The sequence below is a fragment of the Cernens ardua genome, from assembly GCF_051251085.1.
In the GTDB taxonomy this organism is placed as follows: Bacteria; Pseudomonadota; Gammaproteobacteria; order Pseudomonadales; family Halomonadaceae; genus Cernens; species Cernens ardua.
This window is the reverse complement of the sequence record NZ_JBPCZH010000003.1, coordinates 212,663-230,566: the sequence shown is the minus strand read 5'-3', so window position 1 is coordinate 230,566 and position 17,904 is coordinate 212,663. Positions and strand designations below refer to the sequence as shown.

Sequence of the window (17,904 nt, the reverse complement as noted above, 5' to 3'; positions counted from 1 at the left end):
CGTGAGGAATATGATGACCAGTCTTATGTGGGGATATATCGTTACCGTATTGCTTCTGACGATGACGCCGGGGTTGGATACTGCGTTCATCCTTCGAACATCCCTTTCTCAGGGAGGCAAGCAGGCTTTTTTAGCAGCATTGGGCATTAATTTGGGGCTATTGTGTTGGGGAATGCTGGTGGCGGTGGGGCTAGGCTCTTTGTTGATGGCCTCAGCGCTGGCTTTTTCGATTATTAAATATGCGGGTGCGTGCTATCTGGGCTGGTTAGGGATCCGGATGCTATTGAAGCCCCGTAAAAGCTTCCAAGTGGATTCGAAAACAGCACCTGTGAAAGCTTCCCGTTGCCATTGGATGCTCTCTGGCCTGATGACTAATCTTCTAAATCCCAAGATCGGGATTTTTTACGTCTCTTTTCTTCCTCAGTTTGTACCGTCAGGAAGTAACTTTCCTCTCTATGCTCTGTTTTTAGCCTGTATTCACGTCATGCTCGGTATAGTGTGGTGTGGTGGACTCGTTTTAATGACTAGGCCCTTTGCTCGTCATTTGCGCTCAGGCAATGTTGTCCGCTGGATGGATCGTGTTACAGGCGGGGTTTTCCTGGCATTTGCTGCGCGATTAGCTATTTCAAGAGCGTGAGAACCCCGGCCCTGCGTTGATCAGTTATTTTAGAGTCATGCTGTGAGCAGAGCAGGACAAAGGAAGGAGTTGTGCTCTGGGCTGACAAGGCTGGAAAATACTCCACCATCTACCTACAGCGGCCTGTTATCTGGATGCTGAAGCCCACGCTGTTGGGTTGATGGGGCTACCATTCTGGCGCACTTCGAAATAGAGCTCTGGCGAGGAAAGCCCTCCTGTATCGCCAACGGTTGCGATCACGGTTCCTCGCCTGACATGATCGCCGACGCTAACAATATTGCGTTCATTGTGAGCGTAGATGGACATTGAGCTGCCATGATCAACGATGACGATGTAACCAAATCCATTTAGCCAATTGGCGAATACGACCTCACCACTTCTCAATGCATGAATGGGGGTGCCGGCACTGGCGCTCAGTACTACACCATTTGTGTTTATACCGTCTCCCGCCCCATAACCAGACACCAGTCTGCCATTGATTGGCCAGCGGCCGCTCCACGCAGAACCTGAAAGCTGTCGTTGTGGTGGAGATGACGGTTGTGATGCCTGAGGCGTATTGTCAGCGCTTTGTGGCGTCGCATTCATCTCTTGTTCGGATAACTGTGATCCAGATGAGCCAGTGCCGCTTGTACTGGAACTACTGCCTGATGAGCTGCTGGATTGCTGCTGGCTCTGTTGTGCCCTGCGCCGTGCTTCTTCCTGTTGCCGGCGGCGTTCGGCCTGAATTTTGCGTTGTTGTGCTGCTCTTTTGGCTGCGGCTCTGCGGGCGGCCTCAACTTCCTGTTCTATACGGGCCAGAGTAGTCTGTGCCTGATCTCGTTGAGTATTCAGGTCGCTCAATCTGGATTGAGCATTGGTATAGCTGGCATTGATACCATCAAGCACTCGTTGACGGCTCTTTTGCTGTGTTAATAACCGTTGAGCATTTTGCTTTTGAGCGGCAATCAGCTTCTCCAATTGCGCCTGTTGCTGTTTAACCTGGCTACGATTCTGGGAGATTTGATCATTGAGGCTGGCAATCGCGGCCAAGCGCTCCTGACGTGCATTTTCGATCGCATTGAGATAATGCTGGTAACGGTTTAGCTGTGTCATGTCATGTTGCTCAAGCAACAGCTGAAGCTCAGGTTCTTTCCCTAGCCGATAAAGGGCATTAAGAAGGGCTGCCAATGCCTTTTTCTGAGCACTGGAAGCGGCTTCCAATTTATTTGATTGTACAGCCAGTTGTTGGAGCTTTTGGGTTGTTTGCTGATGTTGGGTATCGAGCTGGGCAAGGCGTGAATGCGTATTGGCCAGGGTGGTTTCCGCCTGTTCAAGCGCTTTCTGAGCTTGCGCGCGTTTACCTCGAGTGGCTTGCAATCGGCTCTGCATACTGGAAATAGATGCATTGATCTGTTTCAGCTGCTGAGTGGGGACGTCCGTCGGGTCTGCATGAGCAGTAGATATGCTTCCACCTACCAACGCCAATAAGCTGGATACCCCTAAACCCAATGTTAGTGCCGAGTGTCTGGCGCTATTGGGTTTTTCCGCCTTTACGGCAACAGCAAGTTTTGAAGATTCGCGAATAAACAAAGTCTGGCTACCATCATCGGAAACGTTGGTGGTGATTCTATTATCCTGTGGCCCTGACAGGATACAGTAAAATGTCAACAAACTGCCTGTTGAAAAACCGAGCCTGACACACGACAAAGATAAACCTGTTTACAGGATAATAACGCAGTCCCACCATTAACAACAGGCTGGCCTGCATGAAGCATGGTTTTTGTGATAACCAATGTAGCATCAGAATAAGGTAGCCAGTTGCTCTTTTGCCGTTCAATAATCGAAGGGGAACCCCATTATTTCGATTCAAACGCGTTGAGGACGATGATTTGGGGTTTGAAGGTGCAGGTATTCAGGAGGTTTGAAAACAGGGAGTCGCAAAAGGGAAAAATTATTTCATGCTCTCTCATTCCCCAGTGGCTGGTGTATACTGCTCGCGTTAATCCGTGGCCGCTCGGGGGGATTCCCCCTGATTTGGGTAGAGTGCCAAACCCACTAGCGTTTTTAGTTTGAATTTCGAGTTTGAGAGCCCGTAAATATCATGTTTGACCAATATATTCAGTTTGCCTCGCATCACCCTTTCCTGGTGGGCCCCTTTATTGTGCTTTTATTGCTTTGGGCAACCTATGAATCACGACGTTCGCAATCTGACACCGTAAGCCCCGGTGAAGCGACGACTCTAATCAATCGTTCAGATGCACAGGTGGTGGATTTACGTGACCCAAAAGAGTTCAAAAAAGGGTTTATTTCAGGTGCGGTCAATATTCCCAAGGATAAACTTGAAACCCGCATGGGAGAGCTTGATAAATACAAGCAGAACCCCATTATCCTAGTGTGTAAAACAGGTCAAACGTCTGCAGCTGCAGCCCAGACCTTGTCCAAGCATGGTTTTGCCACTGTGAAACGCTTGCGTGGTGGAATGGCCCAATGGCAGGCTGATGATCTTCCAACCGTGACACGTTCCAAGTAAAAGAGGGCGGCGCTACTTCGGTATCCCAAGGCTTTCTATCCTGTTTGTTGGGAAGTTATTCCATGTTCAGGAAAGTCATGCCATGGTAGGGCGTGGCAATGCATGGAATGTAAGTGTCAGATGTCAGCCGACGCGTATCGAGTCCCAAATGTTAAGCACATCTTTTATGTGTGCAGCCCATTTGGAGAGTGATTGAGAAAGATAGAACGGAAGAAATAACGCATTATTTTTATTGGCTGTAGAAGTTGGTGAAAAGCAGAAATTGGTAAAAATAGTGAGTTATATTGATTAGGCGATGACACATGAGTGATGGTCATCACCGAATGCATTAAATTAACAGACATTTAAAGTCAGGAGCTAGGAATGAGCGACGCAAATACACAACAACAGGAAGTTCAGTTCGCACTGCAACGTATCTATGTGAAGGATATCTCGTTCGAGGCTCCCAATTCTCCCTCTGTCTTTCAACAGGCATTCCAACCCAAGGTAAAGCTGGATGTTGATAATAACTTTACTAAAGTAGCTGAAGATCTTTATGAAGTGGTTGTGCATGTGACTGCACAGGTCTTCAATGGTGAAGAGCAAACAACAGCGTTCCTTGCCGATGTCCAGCAGGCGGGTCTATTCAGTATTGCGGGATTGGAAGGCGAGCAGCTTGACCATACTCTGAATGCTTTTTGCCCGAACATCCTTTTCCCATATGCGCGTGAGTGTATTGATAGCCTCGTTAATCGCGGCAGCTTCCCCACCCTGATGTTGGCGCCTGTTAATTTTGATGCACTGTATGCTCAAAAACAGCAGGACGCCCAGGGTGCAAACAATCCGCAATAATGATGCGCGTTTATCTTGAGTTTCCCTTGATGGAACATATTGGGCAGAGCATGGCTCTGCCTGATGCTCAGGCTCGTCATGTGGGCCGTGTCATGCGGGCGCGTGTAGGCCAAGAGCTCTTTCTTTTCGACGGTTGTGGTCACGAAGTCCGTGCAACTGTCGAGAGCGTAGAGCGTCGCAAAGTTAGTGTACGACTCATGGAAAGTATACAGCCCATTCCTGAATCGCCTTTACGTATGCATTTAGGCCAAGTGGTTTCCAAAGGGGACCGCATGGATTATGTGATCCAGAAGTCGACGGAATTGGGGGTGGAAAAAATTACCCCGCTGTATAGTGAATTTGCTTCCGTTCGTATGGATTCTGAACGTGAAAGTAAAAAACTCGAGCATTGGCGGGGTGTCGCCATTAGTGCTTGTGAGCAATGTGGGCGCGCGACCATTCCTGAAATATTGCCGCATCAGTCATTGACCGATTGGGTTGATGGAAGGGAAGAGCTCTTGCGCTGGATACTTCATCCCGGTGAAAGCGCCCACAATACCAGTTCGCTATTTGAGAATGTTTCACGTGAAACATCGACTTTTTCCGGTGCTCTGCTGATCGGTCCTGAAGGTGGCTTTTCAGAGGGGGAAGTCGTGATGGCTCAGCGCAAAGGCTTTAATGCACATGGCCTTGGGCCTCGTATCTTGCGCACGGAAACTGCACCTGTAGTTGCTCTTTCCCTGCTTCAGCATGCCTACGGAGATATTTAGTCTCCCTATACGGTTTATGCGTGTCTCCTTGAAAAATATATGCTGACGTTAAATGAAGTGGGGTTACTTCCCCCTTCATGCGAGCATATGGAAATGCCCTTTCATGATGTACTTGTTACGCCGCAGGCAATATCAGTATAAATTCAGGGTTGTTGGATATAATTCACGATAAACAAGTCCAAGAATAAAAATCGTCTTACCCTTGAAATGGGTGTGAGTGTCGATAATTTATGTACATAGTATTTTAGCCTGTGATTGAAACCATTATCCCGTAGCGGGCCGGTTACCGAGTATCACTCACTTGTAGTGCGCGATTATTCATTATGGCTCATGGTGATTATGGGTATCGTGACGGCCCGTGATTGTTGACCGTTTGTGTTCTTTTCTATTGGTCCATTAGTGGTGTTCAAGTAGGCCCACTTTACGGCATCGTTCATATAACCCCATTAGGTCAATTTGGTGGGCAATACAGGCATTGTCATTGTTTTTACAGCTGACTCGTGTCCAGTGTGAAGAAGTACAATCACTGGCACGTAAAGGATGTCTCTGCCGTTCTCTCGTTGAGTGAGGTGTATCCCCCGATGCTGTAGCCCTGACATTCCTTTTGTCGATCGTATGCGTTACTCCATGATCAGGATGATTTTGTTTTTCATCGAAATGGTGTGCGGGTTCAACATGTTTGTGTGCAGAGGATGCCTCTGATGACGAATGATGGTCAGTGGCCGTTCGAGTGATTGATGTCCGCTCGTTGGGCATTTGAGAAGCATCCGTTTCAGACGAGGCTTGGGAAGTGTGTTGTCCTTGCTCTGTTTGATTATCGACCTTGGATTGATCGGGGTGATGATGACAACCGCTTAGAATCAAAGGCGTCAACCCTATCAATAGAGTCATGATAATCGGCTTGTTTTTGGAAGGGCTCATAAGAATCGCATCTCTGAAATAGATAAGTTACGTCAGCCTCGCGGGTGGAGTGAGTGTCCTTGCACCTTGGTGCGTTTACTTTTCAATGGAGCTAAAAAGGCTGTCTGACACTAGGATAGTCGTTAAAACGCAAAGCATACATGGCAATCAAGGTCGCAAGAACCTGTTAATAGGTTTGTACAGTAATTTTCGATCGCTCGAAGAGGAACGTATTACTGTATTCCAGATGTTTTTTATATCGCTATATCATGGGGTAACGTGTACCCATATTCCATGACTGGTACATGGAATGACAAAAGGAGCTTACGTGAATAAATCCATTGTGTCTGAAAATAACGCCAGCGATCAATGGCAATGGCTGGAAGAGGTAGAGTCGGCGGAGGCTCTGGCATGGGTAAAGGAAAAAAATCAGCGTACCCTTGATGACCTTGCTCAGGACAAGCCGTTTCATACACTCACGGAGCAACTTCTGGCAAACAAGCAGCGCGATGACCGTATCCCCGGCGTAAAACTGCTGAATGGCTGGTGCTATAACTTTTGGCAGGATGCCGAGCATCCGAGAGGTATTTGGCGGCGTGTTAAATGGGAAAGTTACATAACGGATTACCCTGCGTGGGAGACTGTTTTTGACGTTGACCAATTAAATCGGGACGAAAATGCGACGTGGGTATGGCATGGTGTACAGATACTACGGGCAAAAAAGGGAGAGGCATCGCGTCGAGCATTGATCAGTCTGTCTCGTGGAGGGGCAGATGCAGATATCACTCGTGAGTTTGATATTGAAGAGAAGCAATGGGTCGAGGATGGCTTTTTCCGTCCAGAAGCCAAAGGTTCGCTCAGCTGGATTGATATCGATCATGTATTTGTGGCGACCGATTTTGGCGAGGATTCCATGACGACCTCGGGTTACCCTCGGCAGGTAAAAAAGTGGGCTCGTGGAACGCCCATGGAAAGCGCCGAACTGGTGTGTGAGCTTGGCGTTAATGATATGACGGTGGGAGCCTATCATGACGATACGCCGGGCTATGAGCGTGATATGGTCGAAAAAATTAGCTCGTTTTATTCGTCGCAGTTACTGGAGTTGATGGACGACGGCACTTTATTACCCCTTGAGCTGCCTGATAGTGCTGAAAAATACGTGGTACGGGACTGGTTGAACGTTACACTAAAGGAAGATTGGGCAACAGGGCAGGTCACCTATCCTGCCGGTAGTGCCCTCATTATTCGGTACGATGAATTCAAGGCAGGAAGCCGGGAATTCACACGTCTGTTTACACCCGCAGAAGGGACTGCTTTCGAGGAGGTGACGTTTACTAAAGACTACATTATTCTCGAAACGCGTCATCATGTCCGCCAAAGGTTTACCTGTTTTTCACTACAGGACAATCAACACAAGGCAGCAGGAGAGCCATGGGTATCCGGGCCAATCCCCGGGTTGCCTGAGGGGGAGGGTTATATTTCGGCGGTAGACGATGAAGACTCCAATGATTACTGGCTCTATGTTACTGATTTCATCACACCCACTCGTCTATTCCGTGGTTCGCTGGATAGCCATGCACTGACATGTATCAAATCGACGCCTCCTTCCTTCGATGCATCAGGCATGAAGGTTGAGCAACGATTTGCAACCAGTAAGGATGGTACTCGCATTCCATATTTCATCATTCTTCCGAAGGCATGTTCGCCCAAGAGTGATGATGTTTCACGTGAAACATTGCCTACGCTGCTTTATGGGTATGGCGGTTTCGAGGTATCACTGACGCCTACATATCTTGGAAGTACGGGTATTGCATGGTTATCGAAAGGGGGTGCGATGGTACTGGCCAATATTCGTGGCGGTAGTGAGTATGGACCGGATTGGCATCGTGCAGCATTGAAAGAGAAGCGTCACAAGGCGTATGAAGACTTTGCTGCAGTAGCGAAAGATCTTGTTGAGCATGACGTGACAACCGTAAGGCAGCTCGGTATCAAAGGAGGCTCGAACGGGGGGCTTCTGGTGGGTAATATGGTGACGACCTATCCAGAGCTTTTCAGTGCGGCTGTTTGTCAGGTCCCGTTACTGGACATGAAACGATATCCCCATTTGCTGGCTGGCGCATCGTGGATGGCCGAATACGGCGATCCTGACACGGACGACTGGGATTTTTTGCAGCATTATTCCCCCTATCACTCACTCGATAGTGATATTGATTACCCCGAAGTTCTTTTCACCACGACAACGCGTGATGATCGTGTTCATCCCGGGCATGCCCGTAAAATGATGGCTAAAATGGAGCAGATGGGTAAACCGGTCTTGTATTTCGAGAATACAGAAGGCGGCCATGGCAGCGGTGCTGATGCTCGCCAGCAGGCGCAGGTTGAGGCGTTGGAATGGCGTTTTCTTCAAACGCGACTCATGCGGAATTGATTTGGACATAGTGTTGTCACAAATAGGTGAACCATTATTTTTGCCGATTCACTTATAGTAAGTAGCAGATTGCGGTATCTATCAGGTGTTCCAATGGGTGATTTTGGAAAGAGGTAGCTACATTTCCCCTTTTGATGATCACCTCCACAGCCAATGAGTTACTGTGAATACAGTAACAAATATCAATGGTAAACGGAGGTTACATGGCGAAGGTTGCTGATTTATTGATCGATACGCTAGTACAAGCAGGCGTAAAACGTATTTGGGGCTTACCCGGCGATTCCTTGAATGGTATCACTGAAAGTATAAGAACCAATGAGCATATCGAATGGGTAGGTGTTCGGCACGAAGAGGTGGCAGCGTTGGCTGCAACGGCAGAAGCCGATGTGACCGGTGAATTGTCGGTCTGCGCGGGCTCCTGTGGCCCCGGAAACCTTCACCTGATTAATGGTTTGTTTGAAGCTCAGCGCTCCAAAGTACCCATGTTGGCGATCGCTGCGCAGATTCCTTCCAGTGAGCTCGGACTGGGTTATTTCCAGGAAACGCATCCGGAGTCGTTGTATGAGTCTTGCAGTGACTTCTGTAAACTGGTCAGTCAACCGGGCCAATTACCGCGTTTGCTTGAAACCGCGATGCGTAGTGCCATTTTGAATCGCTCTGTGTCTGTTCTCGTCATACCGGGTGATATAGCTCTCTCTGAATCCCCCTTGTCAAAACCGCAGTGGAGTACTCCCATACTGCCGGTAGTTACTCCACCTGAAGACAAACTGGATGAATTGGCAAAATATCTGGATGGTCAGAAAAATATCGCTTTCTTGTGCGGCTATGGTTGTATGGGCGCGCATGATGAAGTTGTCGCTCTGGCTGACACCTTGCAGGCCCCCATTGTACACGCGCTCAGAGGGAAAAATGCGGTTGAATATGATAATCCCTTTGACGTAGGCATGACCGGTTTGATCGGCTTTTCGTCCGGTTACAAGACGTTAAAAGAGTGTGATTGCCTGATTATTCTGGGCTCCAATTTCCCTTACAGGAACTTTTATCCGGAGCATGCCAACATTATCCAGATAGATATCCGTGCCCACCATTTGGGGCGTCGTTGCCCCTTGAAGTGGGGGCTGGTAGGAGACATCAAGGCCACCATACAGGCGTTGCTGCCGAAGCTAACGAAGAAAGACAATAGTCGCTTTCTGGACAAGGCTAAAGAGCACTACAAAAAAGCAAGAGAAGGACTGGACGATCTGGCGGTTCCTGCCAAGCCGGGAAATCCTCTCCACCCGCAGCATATCGCTTCTCGTATCAGTGCGTTGGCGAATGATGACGCTGCCTTCACGTGTGATGTAGGTGAACCAACGGTTTGGGCTGCCCGTTATCTTCATTTGAATGGGAAGCGCCATTTGTCGGGCTCATTCACGCATGGTTCCATGGCGATTGCCCTGCCTATGGCGTTGGGTATCCAGGCTGCTGATCCTGAGCGTCAAGTTATCTCACTTTCGGGCGATGGTGGTTTGAGTATGCTCATGGGGGATGTCATTACGCTGAGGGAGAGAAAACTTCCTGTGAAGGTTGTTGTTTTCAATAATTCATTGCTTGGCTTTGTAGCAATGGAGATGAAAGCAGCCGGATTTGTCGATGACACGACAAAATTTGATTCGATCAATTATGCAGACATGGCCAATGCCTTGGGAGTGAAGGGTATTCGTGTGGATGATGCCAGCCAATTGGATGAAGCATTGGCCGAGGCATTCAATCATGATGGCCCTGTGATTGTTGACGTACGTACAGCTTCCCAGGAGTTGTCACTCCCTCCCCGTATCGGTAAGGAGCAGGTTAAGGGCTTTAGCCTTTATATGTTACGAGCCGTCATGTCTGGTCGGGGAGATGAGCTGATTGATTTGGCGAAAGATAATATCCCCTTCCTGCGTTCGTAAGGTTGGCTGTATAGCAGCAGCGTAAATTGGATAGTTTATCCAAAATAAACGGGAGCAGCCCATAAGGGCTGATCCCGTTTTTTATTGAAACCGTTATCTTCTTTTCCAAATCCTTTTTTAAAGCATTCTCGAAACGCCTGTTATCAAAGGAAATTATTCGGAAGGCCGTGGTTCAATCCATTCGAGTCACTTGATTACTTTATATCATCTGAAGTATCGGACTGATGAGGATCATCGCTACCCTTATTGCTATCTTCTGATTGCTCAGCCGAATCTGAGGATACAGCGTCTTTATCTTCCTTCTTTTGGGAAGAATAGTGGACCGCAATACGTGCCTCTTTACCGCCTTCATAGGTACGAGAGAACGAAACATCATCCGCTTGCTCGACCTTGCGTGCCAGCAATGTCGCGAAGGCATATTGCACGGTGCTATAGCCGCCTGTAGTAGCACGGAATTTGCCGCCGACGGTGTAGCCATTCTGAGAGACCTGCTCAAGGCCATAATTGATGAAGGGCCCTAAAATATACTGGCTGGTCGAGAGATCCCTGGCAATTTCGTCGGCGGTTTCGGCGAATATCGCAAGCATGTGATCGACATTACTATCCAGTGTGAAGTTGACGGTCGTACTGGCATAAGCAAATTTTCTCGACAGGTTGCGTACTGTATTTACCTGGCTGAAAGGGATTGAGATAAGTGCGCCGTTGGTATCCCTCAGTCGGACAGTTCGAATACTCATGCCCTCAATGGTACCTGTGACGCCATTTACGGTGATGTAGTCACCAATCGACATGGTGTTTTCCAGAATGTTGAAGACGCCCGTTATCACATCGTGTACCAGCTGTTGGGAACCGAAACCAATTGCCAGGCCGATCACTCCCGCCCCAGCGATCAGCGGCGCAATATTAATTCCGATATTGGCCAAAATGGTGATAATGGCTATGACGCACAAAATAATTTTGGCAGCATTGCGAAGCAAGGGAAGTATCGTTCGAATACGAATGTTACGAGCGCTATCGCCGGTATCCTTATCCAATAGATTGTCAATCAGCACATCCAATGCGACCCAGATAGCCAGCGCGACAATCAGCATTCCAGCAATGCTGAAAAATGCGTGCGCAAACAGGCGGCCGATAGTGGATGACTCAATGTACTCGAAGAAAGAACCGCCCCAAATCAAGGTGATAAATTCGAAAAAAACCACGAATAGTACAAGGCCAATGACATAACTTATAATTTGTCGAAAGCGAGAGATAAGGTCCCTTTGTACGGCCGTGTTATCGGGTACCAGGAACTGCCGACATAAGGTGGCAATCAATAGTCCCACAATGATGATGAACATTGTCAGGATCATGTGGGTAATCACATTGTTGTTAGTGATCGAGCCATGTATTAACTGATACATGCCCACCAGACTCATGATGACAATACATGCTGGCCATAGCCACTTGAATACCTTGAGAGTACGCTGCATGCCCTTTGTCCGTTTACGACGGAAGCTCAGGCTGCGATTAAACAGCATTTGGTTGATCGCCCGACGATAAACAAAGGTCAGTGGTATGACCGCAATGCAGGAGATCATGCTGAGGATGAAGCTAAACAGCAATGTGAGGGCATGCCCGAGTATGGGTGTAAGAGGTGAGTGTGTCAGACTTTCTCCCAAACCCGCGCAGGAAGCCACCAGTGTGCAGGGGATATACCCTTTTCTGATTAGGATACGGGCTGCGACTCGGCGGTGACGCCCGTTGACTAAAATGGCGAGAGAGGTAAGCAAAGAGGCAAACAAACATCCGCCGACAAGCGCGAACCCAAGACACAATCCCAGCAGTCGACCGATATCGTGGATGCCATAGCCGAGTGTCAGATACCACGAGACAGCCGCCGCTATAATGGTAGGAATCGGGATAGAGACCCAATGCCGTACAAGATGAGACAGTTTGGGATGCTCGGAAAGGCGTTTGATTTTTCCAAGGCCCATTCTCAGGCAATAGCCTATCGCCAAAGACAATGCGGCAACGCCTAGCCAAATTCCCAATGACTTAAGAAAATGGCTCGTCACCACTTCATGATTGGCCTCAATACGGTGCTCAAACCTGTGCCAATCTCTGTTGGCTATATCCAGGCCATTCTTCCATGCCTGAATAAACTTATTGTTAGGGCTTAGTTCGTCCTGAACATCACTCAGGCTTGAGCTTAAGGCGCCTAGTATACCGCCATCTACAACGGTATCCTGATCATCGGTACTTTTGCTTGAACTGCTCTCTGCCGAACTACTGGCGGCCTTGGGCAGGGATGACGTTGCACTACTGCCTGATTTCGAAGCTGAAGTATGCTGAGCCTGCTCCAGCGCATGAATAAGCTCAGTGCGCTGCTGATCATTTTGCAATACCTTGAGTAGCTGAGACAAAGCATTGCTATCCGTTGTGGAGGCGGTGGTATCACCTGCAGCAAATGCTGACGAACTCAGAAGCATTAACAAAATGAGCCCGTAGCAAACGCGTGATATCCAGGAAAACATTACTTTTGGATGCATCATTACCTCGTAAGCATCGTGGGATACATGTGAATCATCATTATTAATGCCTAGGGTACCCTAATGACTGTTCAAATGTTGGATCATTATCCCTTTACACGGGGCACAGAGTATTGGCTGAAATCATGACTATGTTTCATACTGGCAGACATTCGATTTAAATGGCTTCGGAAGTAAGTGTTTACTATCATTGCCGAGCGCAGTTTTAATATAAAAGGTTTGAGAGATACATGACAAAACAAATCAAGGTAGGGGTAGTAATGGACCCCATTGATGGGATCTCCTACAAAAAAGATTCCACATTGGCAATGCTATGGGCTGCCAAGGACCGGGGTTGGGAGCTTTTCTATCTTGAACAGCCGGATATCTTCCTGGATAACGGGCGTGTATATGGACTCATGTCACCGCTTGATGTATTTCGTGATCCTGACCATTTCTATCGTTTGGGTGAGCAGACAGCACGTCCTCTTGCGGATCTGGATGTGATCCTGATGCGCAAGGACCCTCCTGTGGATCAAGAGTTTCTGGATGCAACCCATTTACTGGGGTTCGCTGAACGGGAGGGCGTGTTGGTTGTTAACCCGACCAAAGCGTTGCGTGAATGTAACGAGAAACTCTACGCCCAGTGCTTTCCCCAATGTCTTCCTCCCAGCATAGTGACCACAAACCCAACTGTTATCCGTAATTTTCATGCAACACACGGCGATATCATTCTTAAACCATTGGATGGTATGGGGGGGACGGGCATTTTTCGTGTGAAAGAAGATGGATTGAATCTGGGGTCTGTCATTGAGCAACTGACATTGCGAGGGCAGCGCCAGATCATGGCCCAGCGTTATCTGCCGGAAATCAGCGCGGGTGATACCCGTATTTTACTTATTGAAGGTGAGCCGGTGGCGTATGGTTTGGCACGTATACCTGGCGATGGTGAGGTACGGGGGAATTTGGCTGCTGGCGGTCGTGGTGTTGCCCGTGAGTTGACAGAGAGAGACTTATGGCTTGTCGAGCAGGTCAAGGCCTCGATCAAGGAACAGTCGCTGATCTTTGTTGGCTTGGATGTTATCGGCGACTATATCACCGAAATCAATGTTACCAGTCCCACCTGTATCCGTGAGATTGACGATCAGAAAGGAACAAATATAGCAGGGCAATTGATGGATGCGATTGAACAGCGCCTCAGCTGAACCATCACGGCTCGTGCATCTGGTGCCTCAGCCACCAGAGAGCGAAGCGTTGGTTATTCCAACCGGAGTGATCAACATCGCTGAAGAGCCCGTAATAAATGCGTCTGTCCTGATGGATAAGGAGCTATATGGCAATGATTTTAGCGATAGTAAGTGCTCACGTTACAACGATATTCTTATTATCCTGATCGTTGTTCTTGCCCATTTGGTTTTGTTCTGGTGTCTACTTCACACGCCACACAAGGCCCATAATGTTTCTGCTCAACAGGGAAAAAAGGTGTATCAGGTCTCGTTAGTGTCTGACTCAGGTGCTATGGGCCATGGCCATGTGAGGCAGACATCCAAAGCATTCGTTGCCTCGCCCCCGATGGCTAGTTCTTCTATAGCCTCTCATGGTCAAACGCCTATGGTAACTCCCCATGCAACTTCCAGGTTGGGAGTTGTGCCCAAATCAAGGCGTCATTTTTCAAATGTACATAAGGGGACAGCTGCTTCCACAGGCAAGACTATGCATTCGAAAGAAAGACCTATAGCCCAGCGCCATTTATCACGGCAGCATCAAGGGCGGGCGTTGCATCCTTCGCCAATCCATGCCTCCAGAGGTCACTCTGCTATTCATGGCGATAGAACTCAGCGCTCTACAGCGCAACGACTGCCTTCAGCACAAAATCTGATCCAACAGGTTGTTTCATCGGCCACCTCAAATGGCTGGCAGGAGGCTGCACAGCGCTTTGCTCAAGAACCATCAACCAATAGCCAACGAAATGCCATTGATCGTTATATTGCCGATTTTACAAGGGCAGTCCAAACCTATATCGATGTGAACCTTGGAGCTGAGCATGTTGCCAATGCTCAAATGACGCTATACATAACAGTTAGTAGAAGTGGGCACTTACTTAGAGTCATGATTTCAAAATCTACCGGCTATGATCACTTGGATCGATTGGCGGTACGAACGCTGTATCAGGCGGGACCCTATCGACCCTTTGATCCCGCCATGGGTAATATTCCTCAATTAAGCTTTTCACGCGGTTGGCTCTTTGGGGAAGGCTCGGCTTTCCGTTTTCAGTAAACATTATCGACTGCGGAAAAAAATCGCGTATCCTTGCACACGGGCATCATGCCTGATTTATTCACCGCTGGGAAAAATATCTGTAATGCTAGGTTTGCGTAACCATCTCATGATTGCATTGCCTGCGATGGAAGATGACAACTTCTCTCGCTCTGTGGTGTATTTGTGTGACATGGACCCTCAGGGGGCTCTGGGGTTGATTATTAATCGCCCTCTTTCGATGACATTGGGTGACCTCTTTCAACAATTGGATATCGTTGTTGAAGATGACCAAATAGAGCACCAACCAGTCATGTTTGGTGGCCCTGTCCATTCTGATCGAGGGTTCATTCTTCATGTTGATGATGGCCAGTCATGGGATTCGAGCATGCAGATTTCAGATTCTCTAAAACTGACCAGCTCAATGGATATCCTCAAATCCATTGCCAAAGGAAAAGGGCCGGAGCATTTTTTGGTGGCGTTGGGGTGTGCGGGCTGGACTATTGCTCAACTTACTGAAGAGCTCAAGACCAATGACTGGCTGACCGTTGAATCTCATGAGCCTATCCTGTTTGACGTCCCAGTTGACGAACGCCGTAAAGCGGCGGTCGCTCATCTGGGTATTGACCTGGAGCTGATGGGAGCACTGGGACATGGCTAGTAATGCGGAGACTACCTCTCATGAAGAGCTGCGTATTGCCCGTATTCGCTCTGATCGTCCACAGAAAGAGCCTGGGCAACGTCTGGTAATGGCGTTCGATTTTGGTTCCCGACGTATTGGTGTTGCTGTTGGGCAGGAAATGCTGGGTAGCTGTACACCATTACCTCCCCTGACTGCTCGTGACGGCCAGCCGGATTGGAGCAAAGTGACGGATTTGGTGCTTGAATGGCGTCCTGATCTTTTTGTTGTGGGATTGCCTTTAAACATGGATGACTCAGAGTCGGAAATGAGCCGCCGCGCCAGAAAGTTTGGTAATCGGCTATATGGCCGCTATGCACGCCCTATAGAGATGGTTGACGAACGTGGGTCTACGCGTGAGGCCAAAAAAATCGCAAGGGAACGAGGCCGCAAAGCGGGGAGCTATCGCGAGGATGGCGTGGATGGGATCGCTGCTGAGCTGATACTCAAGGCTTTTTTTCAGGCCCCTCCTGTATAGGGATAAGCAGAAGAAAAGTTTTCTCATGTGAAGTCTTCAGGCGGCTCATAATCCCACATTCATACGCATTTCTTCGTTATTTTGTACCTGGTATTGCCAAGTTTGTGTTTATCGTTATATTAATAATGTCTCTTCTAAAATAATTGGACGGGTTTAATCTTTCATGCCGCGCATCGCTTTCACCTATTCAGGCTTCATATCGGTTGCTTGTGCCGACGTAGCCTTGCATGCGCAAACACTCTCCGTTTTGTCCATTGTAGCCCCACCACCTCCACCCCCACCCATTGGAGCGGATAGCATCAGCTGAATTTTATCGCTGCTGCTATGGATTGCACTTTCCAATTCACTTCTATTAATCATTGCCATTTATAGGTTGTTTGACAGCATATGCACCGCGTAGTTGATGCATATCCTCTCGATGCCTGATTCATGGCATACCGTAGATTTATGTCAGTATGGTGGATATATACATGAAAAATTCACGTATTGTGGCTGCTTGTGGTGTCGTGGGGTTCGTTTTTCTTTGGGGATCAGCAGGTATCTTTACTCAGTGGGGAGTAGAAGATGCATCACCCATTTTGCTTCTGTTATTACGCTACTCGATAGCTTTTATTGCCATTTTACCGTTTTGTGCAAAAAACAGATGCTTTTTGCCTCAAAAAGAGACGATTGGTACTGTTATAACAAGTGGTTTCCTTCTCGTTGGTGTTTACTCGTTTTGCTACTTCATGGCTATGTACGAAGGTATCACGCCGGGGGTACTTGCTACTGTATTAGGGGCTCAACCGATACTTACTTTCGTAATAAGTGAGCGCTCACATTCTATTTCAAGGCTGATTGGGCTTGGAGTTGCGCTATTGGGGCTGGCCAGTGTCGTTTTGGATGGTAGTGAGAATATTCATTTGCCCATGATGGGATTGATTTTTTCGCTTATCGCTCTTTGCAGCATGACGTTTGGGGCATTGGTACAAAAACGTGTTAGAGCGAAGCCTCTGGAGGTTATGCCGCTTCAATACCTTGTTGGTATAGCCTTTTACTTGTTTATATTGCCTTGCCAGCCTGTATACCTGAGGCTTTCGCCCGGTTTTCTTGTCTCGTTACTGTTTTTAGGTGTGGTCATTTCCGTGCTGGCACAATTATTGTTCTACCGAATGATTCAAGGTGGCAACGTTGTGAATGTCACGAGTCTTTTCTACCTGGTGCCTATCGTAACGGCCTTATTGGATTACTTTATTTTTGGACACGCGCTTTCCGGTATGGGGTGTCTCGGGTTGGCAGGTATCCTTTTGGGAATGGCAATCGTGTTTAGGAGGCCGACAGCAGCCACCGAATACTAGTAAATAAGGTATCACTAACGCCTCTGCCATAGATGGTTAATGATAAAATCATCTATGGCTATTAGATGTATGTTATTGATAGCATTGTGCTATATGATTCATTCGAAGTGTTCTCTACCCATCGAGTAATTTCCCTCTCTGCTTTGTTATTCGACCATTTCCTTGCCTCCTGTCCACTTCCTCTTCCCTATCCAACGTGCTCTTTCTGCAAGGATATCCATTCCTGTTTGGAGTCTGTCGACGTCTTGATTGATCCCTGCTGAAAAGGGCTCCCTCACTTAATCGGCTTCGGACAGATGCGCGTATATATCTCAAAGGATTATTCGAACAAAAAATGCACTATTACATAATGACATTTTTTAATTTTTACAGAATAACGATTCATGGTAAAAAATAAAGTGAGGATAAAATTATTGTAGTTGACTATAATTTAATCAAATGACATATTGATTCAGATGGCTGTTACCTTCGTTGATATAGAGTTTTGGATGTCAAAATAACAGGATCGCATTTTTTGAACGCATAATAGTGACTTTTCGGTTCTATACTTGTGAATATTGGATCATTTTCCTGTGTATTGGTTATAACAAAAAAGATCACGGAATAGATCAAAAAGTAGTCAAATTTTAAAGCTTCGTAGTGCTTTTAAATCATATTTT

The 17,904-nt window shown here is 47.7% G+C and carries 14 protein-coding genes; 11 read left to right on the top strand and 3 right to left on the bottom strand.

The genetic code is table 11. The annotated features are described in order from the left end of the window. Window positions 1-10: 10 nt before the first annotated feature. On the top strand, window positions 11-637 hold the full coding sequence (locus LMG33818_RS07705; protein ID WP_442322782.1) for a LysE family translocator: 627 nt from the start codon (window positions 11-13) through the stop codon (window positions 635-637). Between the two features lie 126 nt (window positions 638-763). Here the strand turns inward: LMG33818_RS07705 and LMG33818_RS07700 are convergent, their stop codons facing one another. Then, entirely contained in the window at window positions 764-2,284 is a 1,521-nt protein-coding gene (locus LMG33818_RS07700; RefSeq protein ID WP_442322781.1) for a murein hydrolase activator EnvC family protein, read from the bottom strand. Between the two features lie 433 nt (window positions 2,285-2,717). Here LMG33818_RS07700 and LMG33818_RS07695 point away from each other — a divergent pair, with 433 nt between their 5' ends. The 3 genes from LMG33818_RS07695 to LMG33818_RS07685 all read left to right on the top strand — a co-directional run bounded on the left by LMG33818_RS07695 (window position 2,718) and on the right by LMG33818_RS07685 (window position 4,726). Then, window positions 2,718-3,146, top strand: a complete 429-nt coding sequence (locus LMG33818_RS07695; RefSeq protein WP_442322780.1) for a rhodanese-like domain-containing protein — start codon at window positions 2,718-2,720, stop codon at window positions 3,144-3,146. A gap of 363 nt (window positions 3,147-3,509) precedes the next feature. Next, window positions 3,510-3,977: a protein-export chaperone SecB gene (secB, locus tag LMG33818_RS07690; protein ID WP_442322779.1), complete on the top strand. Its 468-nt coding sequence runs from the start codon at window positions 3,510-3,512 to the stop codon at window positions 3,975-3,977. Continuing rightward, entirely contained in the window at window positions 3,977-4,726 is a 750-nt protein-coding gene (locus tag LMG33818_RS07685; protein WP_442322778.1) for a 16S rRNA (uracil(1498)-N(3))-methyltransferase, read from the top strand. The genes secB and LMG33818_RS07685 overlap by 1 nt, the downstream gene beginning before the upstream one ends. A gap of 396 nt (window positions 4,727-5,122) precedes the next feature. On the opposite strand, the gene LMG33818_RS07680 is transcribed toward LMG33818_RS07685, so the two are convergent. Then, entirely contained in the window at window positions 5,123-5,647 is a 525-nt protein-coding gene (locus LMG33818_RS07680) for a hypothetical protein (RefSeq protein WP_442322777.1), read from the bottom strand. A gap of 307 nt (window positions 5,648-5,954) precedes the next feature. On the opposite strand from LMG33818_RS07680, the gene LMG33818_RS07675 reads away from it, so the two are divergent. Then, window positions 5,955-8,054 (top strand): prolyl oligopeptidase family serine peptidase, encoded by a 2,100-nt coding sequence (locus tag LMG33818_RS07675; protein ID WP_442322776.1) that lies wholly within the window; start codon window positions 5,955-5,957, stop codon window positions 8,052-8,054. Window positions 8,055-8,257: 203 nt separating this feature from the next. Continuing rightward, a complete protein-coding gene (gene poxB, locus LMG33818_RS07670) occupies window positions 8,258-9,985 on the top strand; it encodes a ubiquinone-dependent pyruvate dehydrogenase (RefSeq protein ID WP_442322775.1) in 1,728 nt (575 codons plus the stop codon). Window positions 9,986-10,179: 194 nt separating this feature from the next. Here the strand turns inward: poxB and LMG33818_RS07665 are convergent, their stop codons facing one another. Continuing rightward, window positions 10,180-12,456: a mechanosensitive ion channel family protein gene (locus LMG33818_RS07665; protein WP_442322774.1), complete on the bottom strand. Its 2,277-nt coding sequence runs from the start codon at window positions 12,454-12,456 to the stop codon at window positions 10,180-10,182. A gap of 290 nt (window positions 12,457-12,746) precedes the next feature. Here LMG33818_RS07665 and gshB point away from each other — a divergent pair, with 290 nt between their 5' ends. From gshB to LMG33818_RS07640, 5 genes are all read left to right on the top strand, one after another. Beyond that, the gene (gshB, locus tag LMG33818_RS07660; protein WP_442322773.1) at window positions 12,747-13,700 is read left to right on the top strand and encodes a glutathione synthase; all 954 of its coding nucleotides are present in this window, start codon (window positions 12,747-12,749) and stop codon (window positions 13,698-13,700) included. Then, on the top strand, window positions 13,681-14,772 hold the full coding sequence (locus LMG33818_RS07655; RefSeq protein WP_442322772.1) for a cell envelope integrity TolA family protein: 1,092 nt from the start codon (window positions 13,681-13,683) through the stop codon (window positions 14,770-14,772). The genes gshB and LMG33818_RS07655 overlap by 20 nt, the downstream gene beginning before the upstream one ends. A gap of 85 nt (window positions 14,773-14,857) precedes the next feature. After that, the gene (locus LMG33818_RS07650; RefSeq protein WP_442322771.1) at window positions 14,858-15,412 is read left to right on the top strand and encodes a YqgE/AlgH family protein; all 555 of its coding nucleotides are present in this window, start codon (window positions 14,858-14,860) and stop codon (window positions 15,410-15,412) included. An 88-nt stretch (window positions 15,413-15,500) separates the two neighbouring features. After that, window positions 15,501-15,908 (top strand): Holliday junction resolvase RuvX, encoded by a 408-nt coding sequence (gene ruvX / locus LMG33818_RS07645; protein ID WP_442322861.1) that lies wholly within the window; start codon window positions 15,501-15,503, stop codon window positions 15,906-15,908. A gap of 470 nt (window positions 15,909-16,378) precedes the next feature. Next, complete coding sequence (locus tag LMG33818_RS07640; RefSeq protein WP_442322770.1) at window positions 16,379-17,245, top strand: DMT family transporter; 867 nt, start codon at window positions 16,379-16,381, stop codon at window positions 17,243-17,245. The last annotated feature ends 659 nt before the right edge of the window (window positions 17,246-17,904 follow it).

Excerpts from the sequence above, each read along its gene's own strand:
- gshB (WP_442322773.1), top strand. The coding sequence starts at position 12,747 with ATGACAAAACAAATCAAGGTAGGGGTAGTAATGGACCCCATTGATGGG.
- LMG33818_RS07705 (WP_442322782.1), top strand. The coding sequence starts at position 11 with ATGATGACCAGTCTTATGTGGGGATATATCGTTACCGTATTGCTTCTG.
- LMG33818_RS07650 (WP_442322771.1), top strand. The coding sequence starts at position 14,858 with ATGCTAGGTTTGCGTAACCATCTCATGATTGCATTGCCTGCGATGGAA.
- LMG33818_RS07640 (WP_442322770.1), top strand. The coding sequence starts at position 16,379 with ATGAAAAATTCACGTATTGTGGCTGCTTGTGGTGTCGTGGGGTTCGTT.
- secB (WP_442322779.1), top strand. The coding sequence starts at position 3,510 with ATGAGCGACGCAAATACACAACAACAGGAAGTTCAGTTCGCACTGCAA.
- ruvX (WP_442322861.1), top strand. The coding sequence starts at position 15,501 with ATGGCGTTCGATTTTGGTTCCCGACGTATTGGTGTTGCTGTTGGGCAG.
- LMG33818_RS07680 (WP_442322777.1), bottom strand. The coding sequence starts at position 5,647 with ATGAGCCCTTCCAAAAACAAGCCGATTATCATGACTCTATTGATAGGG.
- poxB (WP_442322775.1), top strand. The coding sequence starts at position 8,258 with ATGGCGAAGGTTGCTGATTTATTGATCGATACGCTAGTACAAGCAGGC.
- LMG33818_RS07695 (WP_442322780.1), top strand. The coding sequence starts at position 2,718 with ATGTTTGACCAATATATTCAGTTTGCCTCGCATCACCCTTTCCTGGTG.
- LMG33818_RS07665 (WP_442322774.1), bottom strand. The coding sequence starts at position 12,456 with ATGCTTCTGAGTTCGTCAGCATTTGCTGCAGGTGATACCACCGCCTCC.
- LMG33818_RS07685 (WP_442322778.1), top strand. The coding sequence starts at position 3,977 with ATGATGCGCGTTTATCTTGAGTTTCCCTTGATGGAACATATTGGGCAG.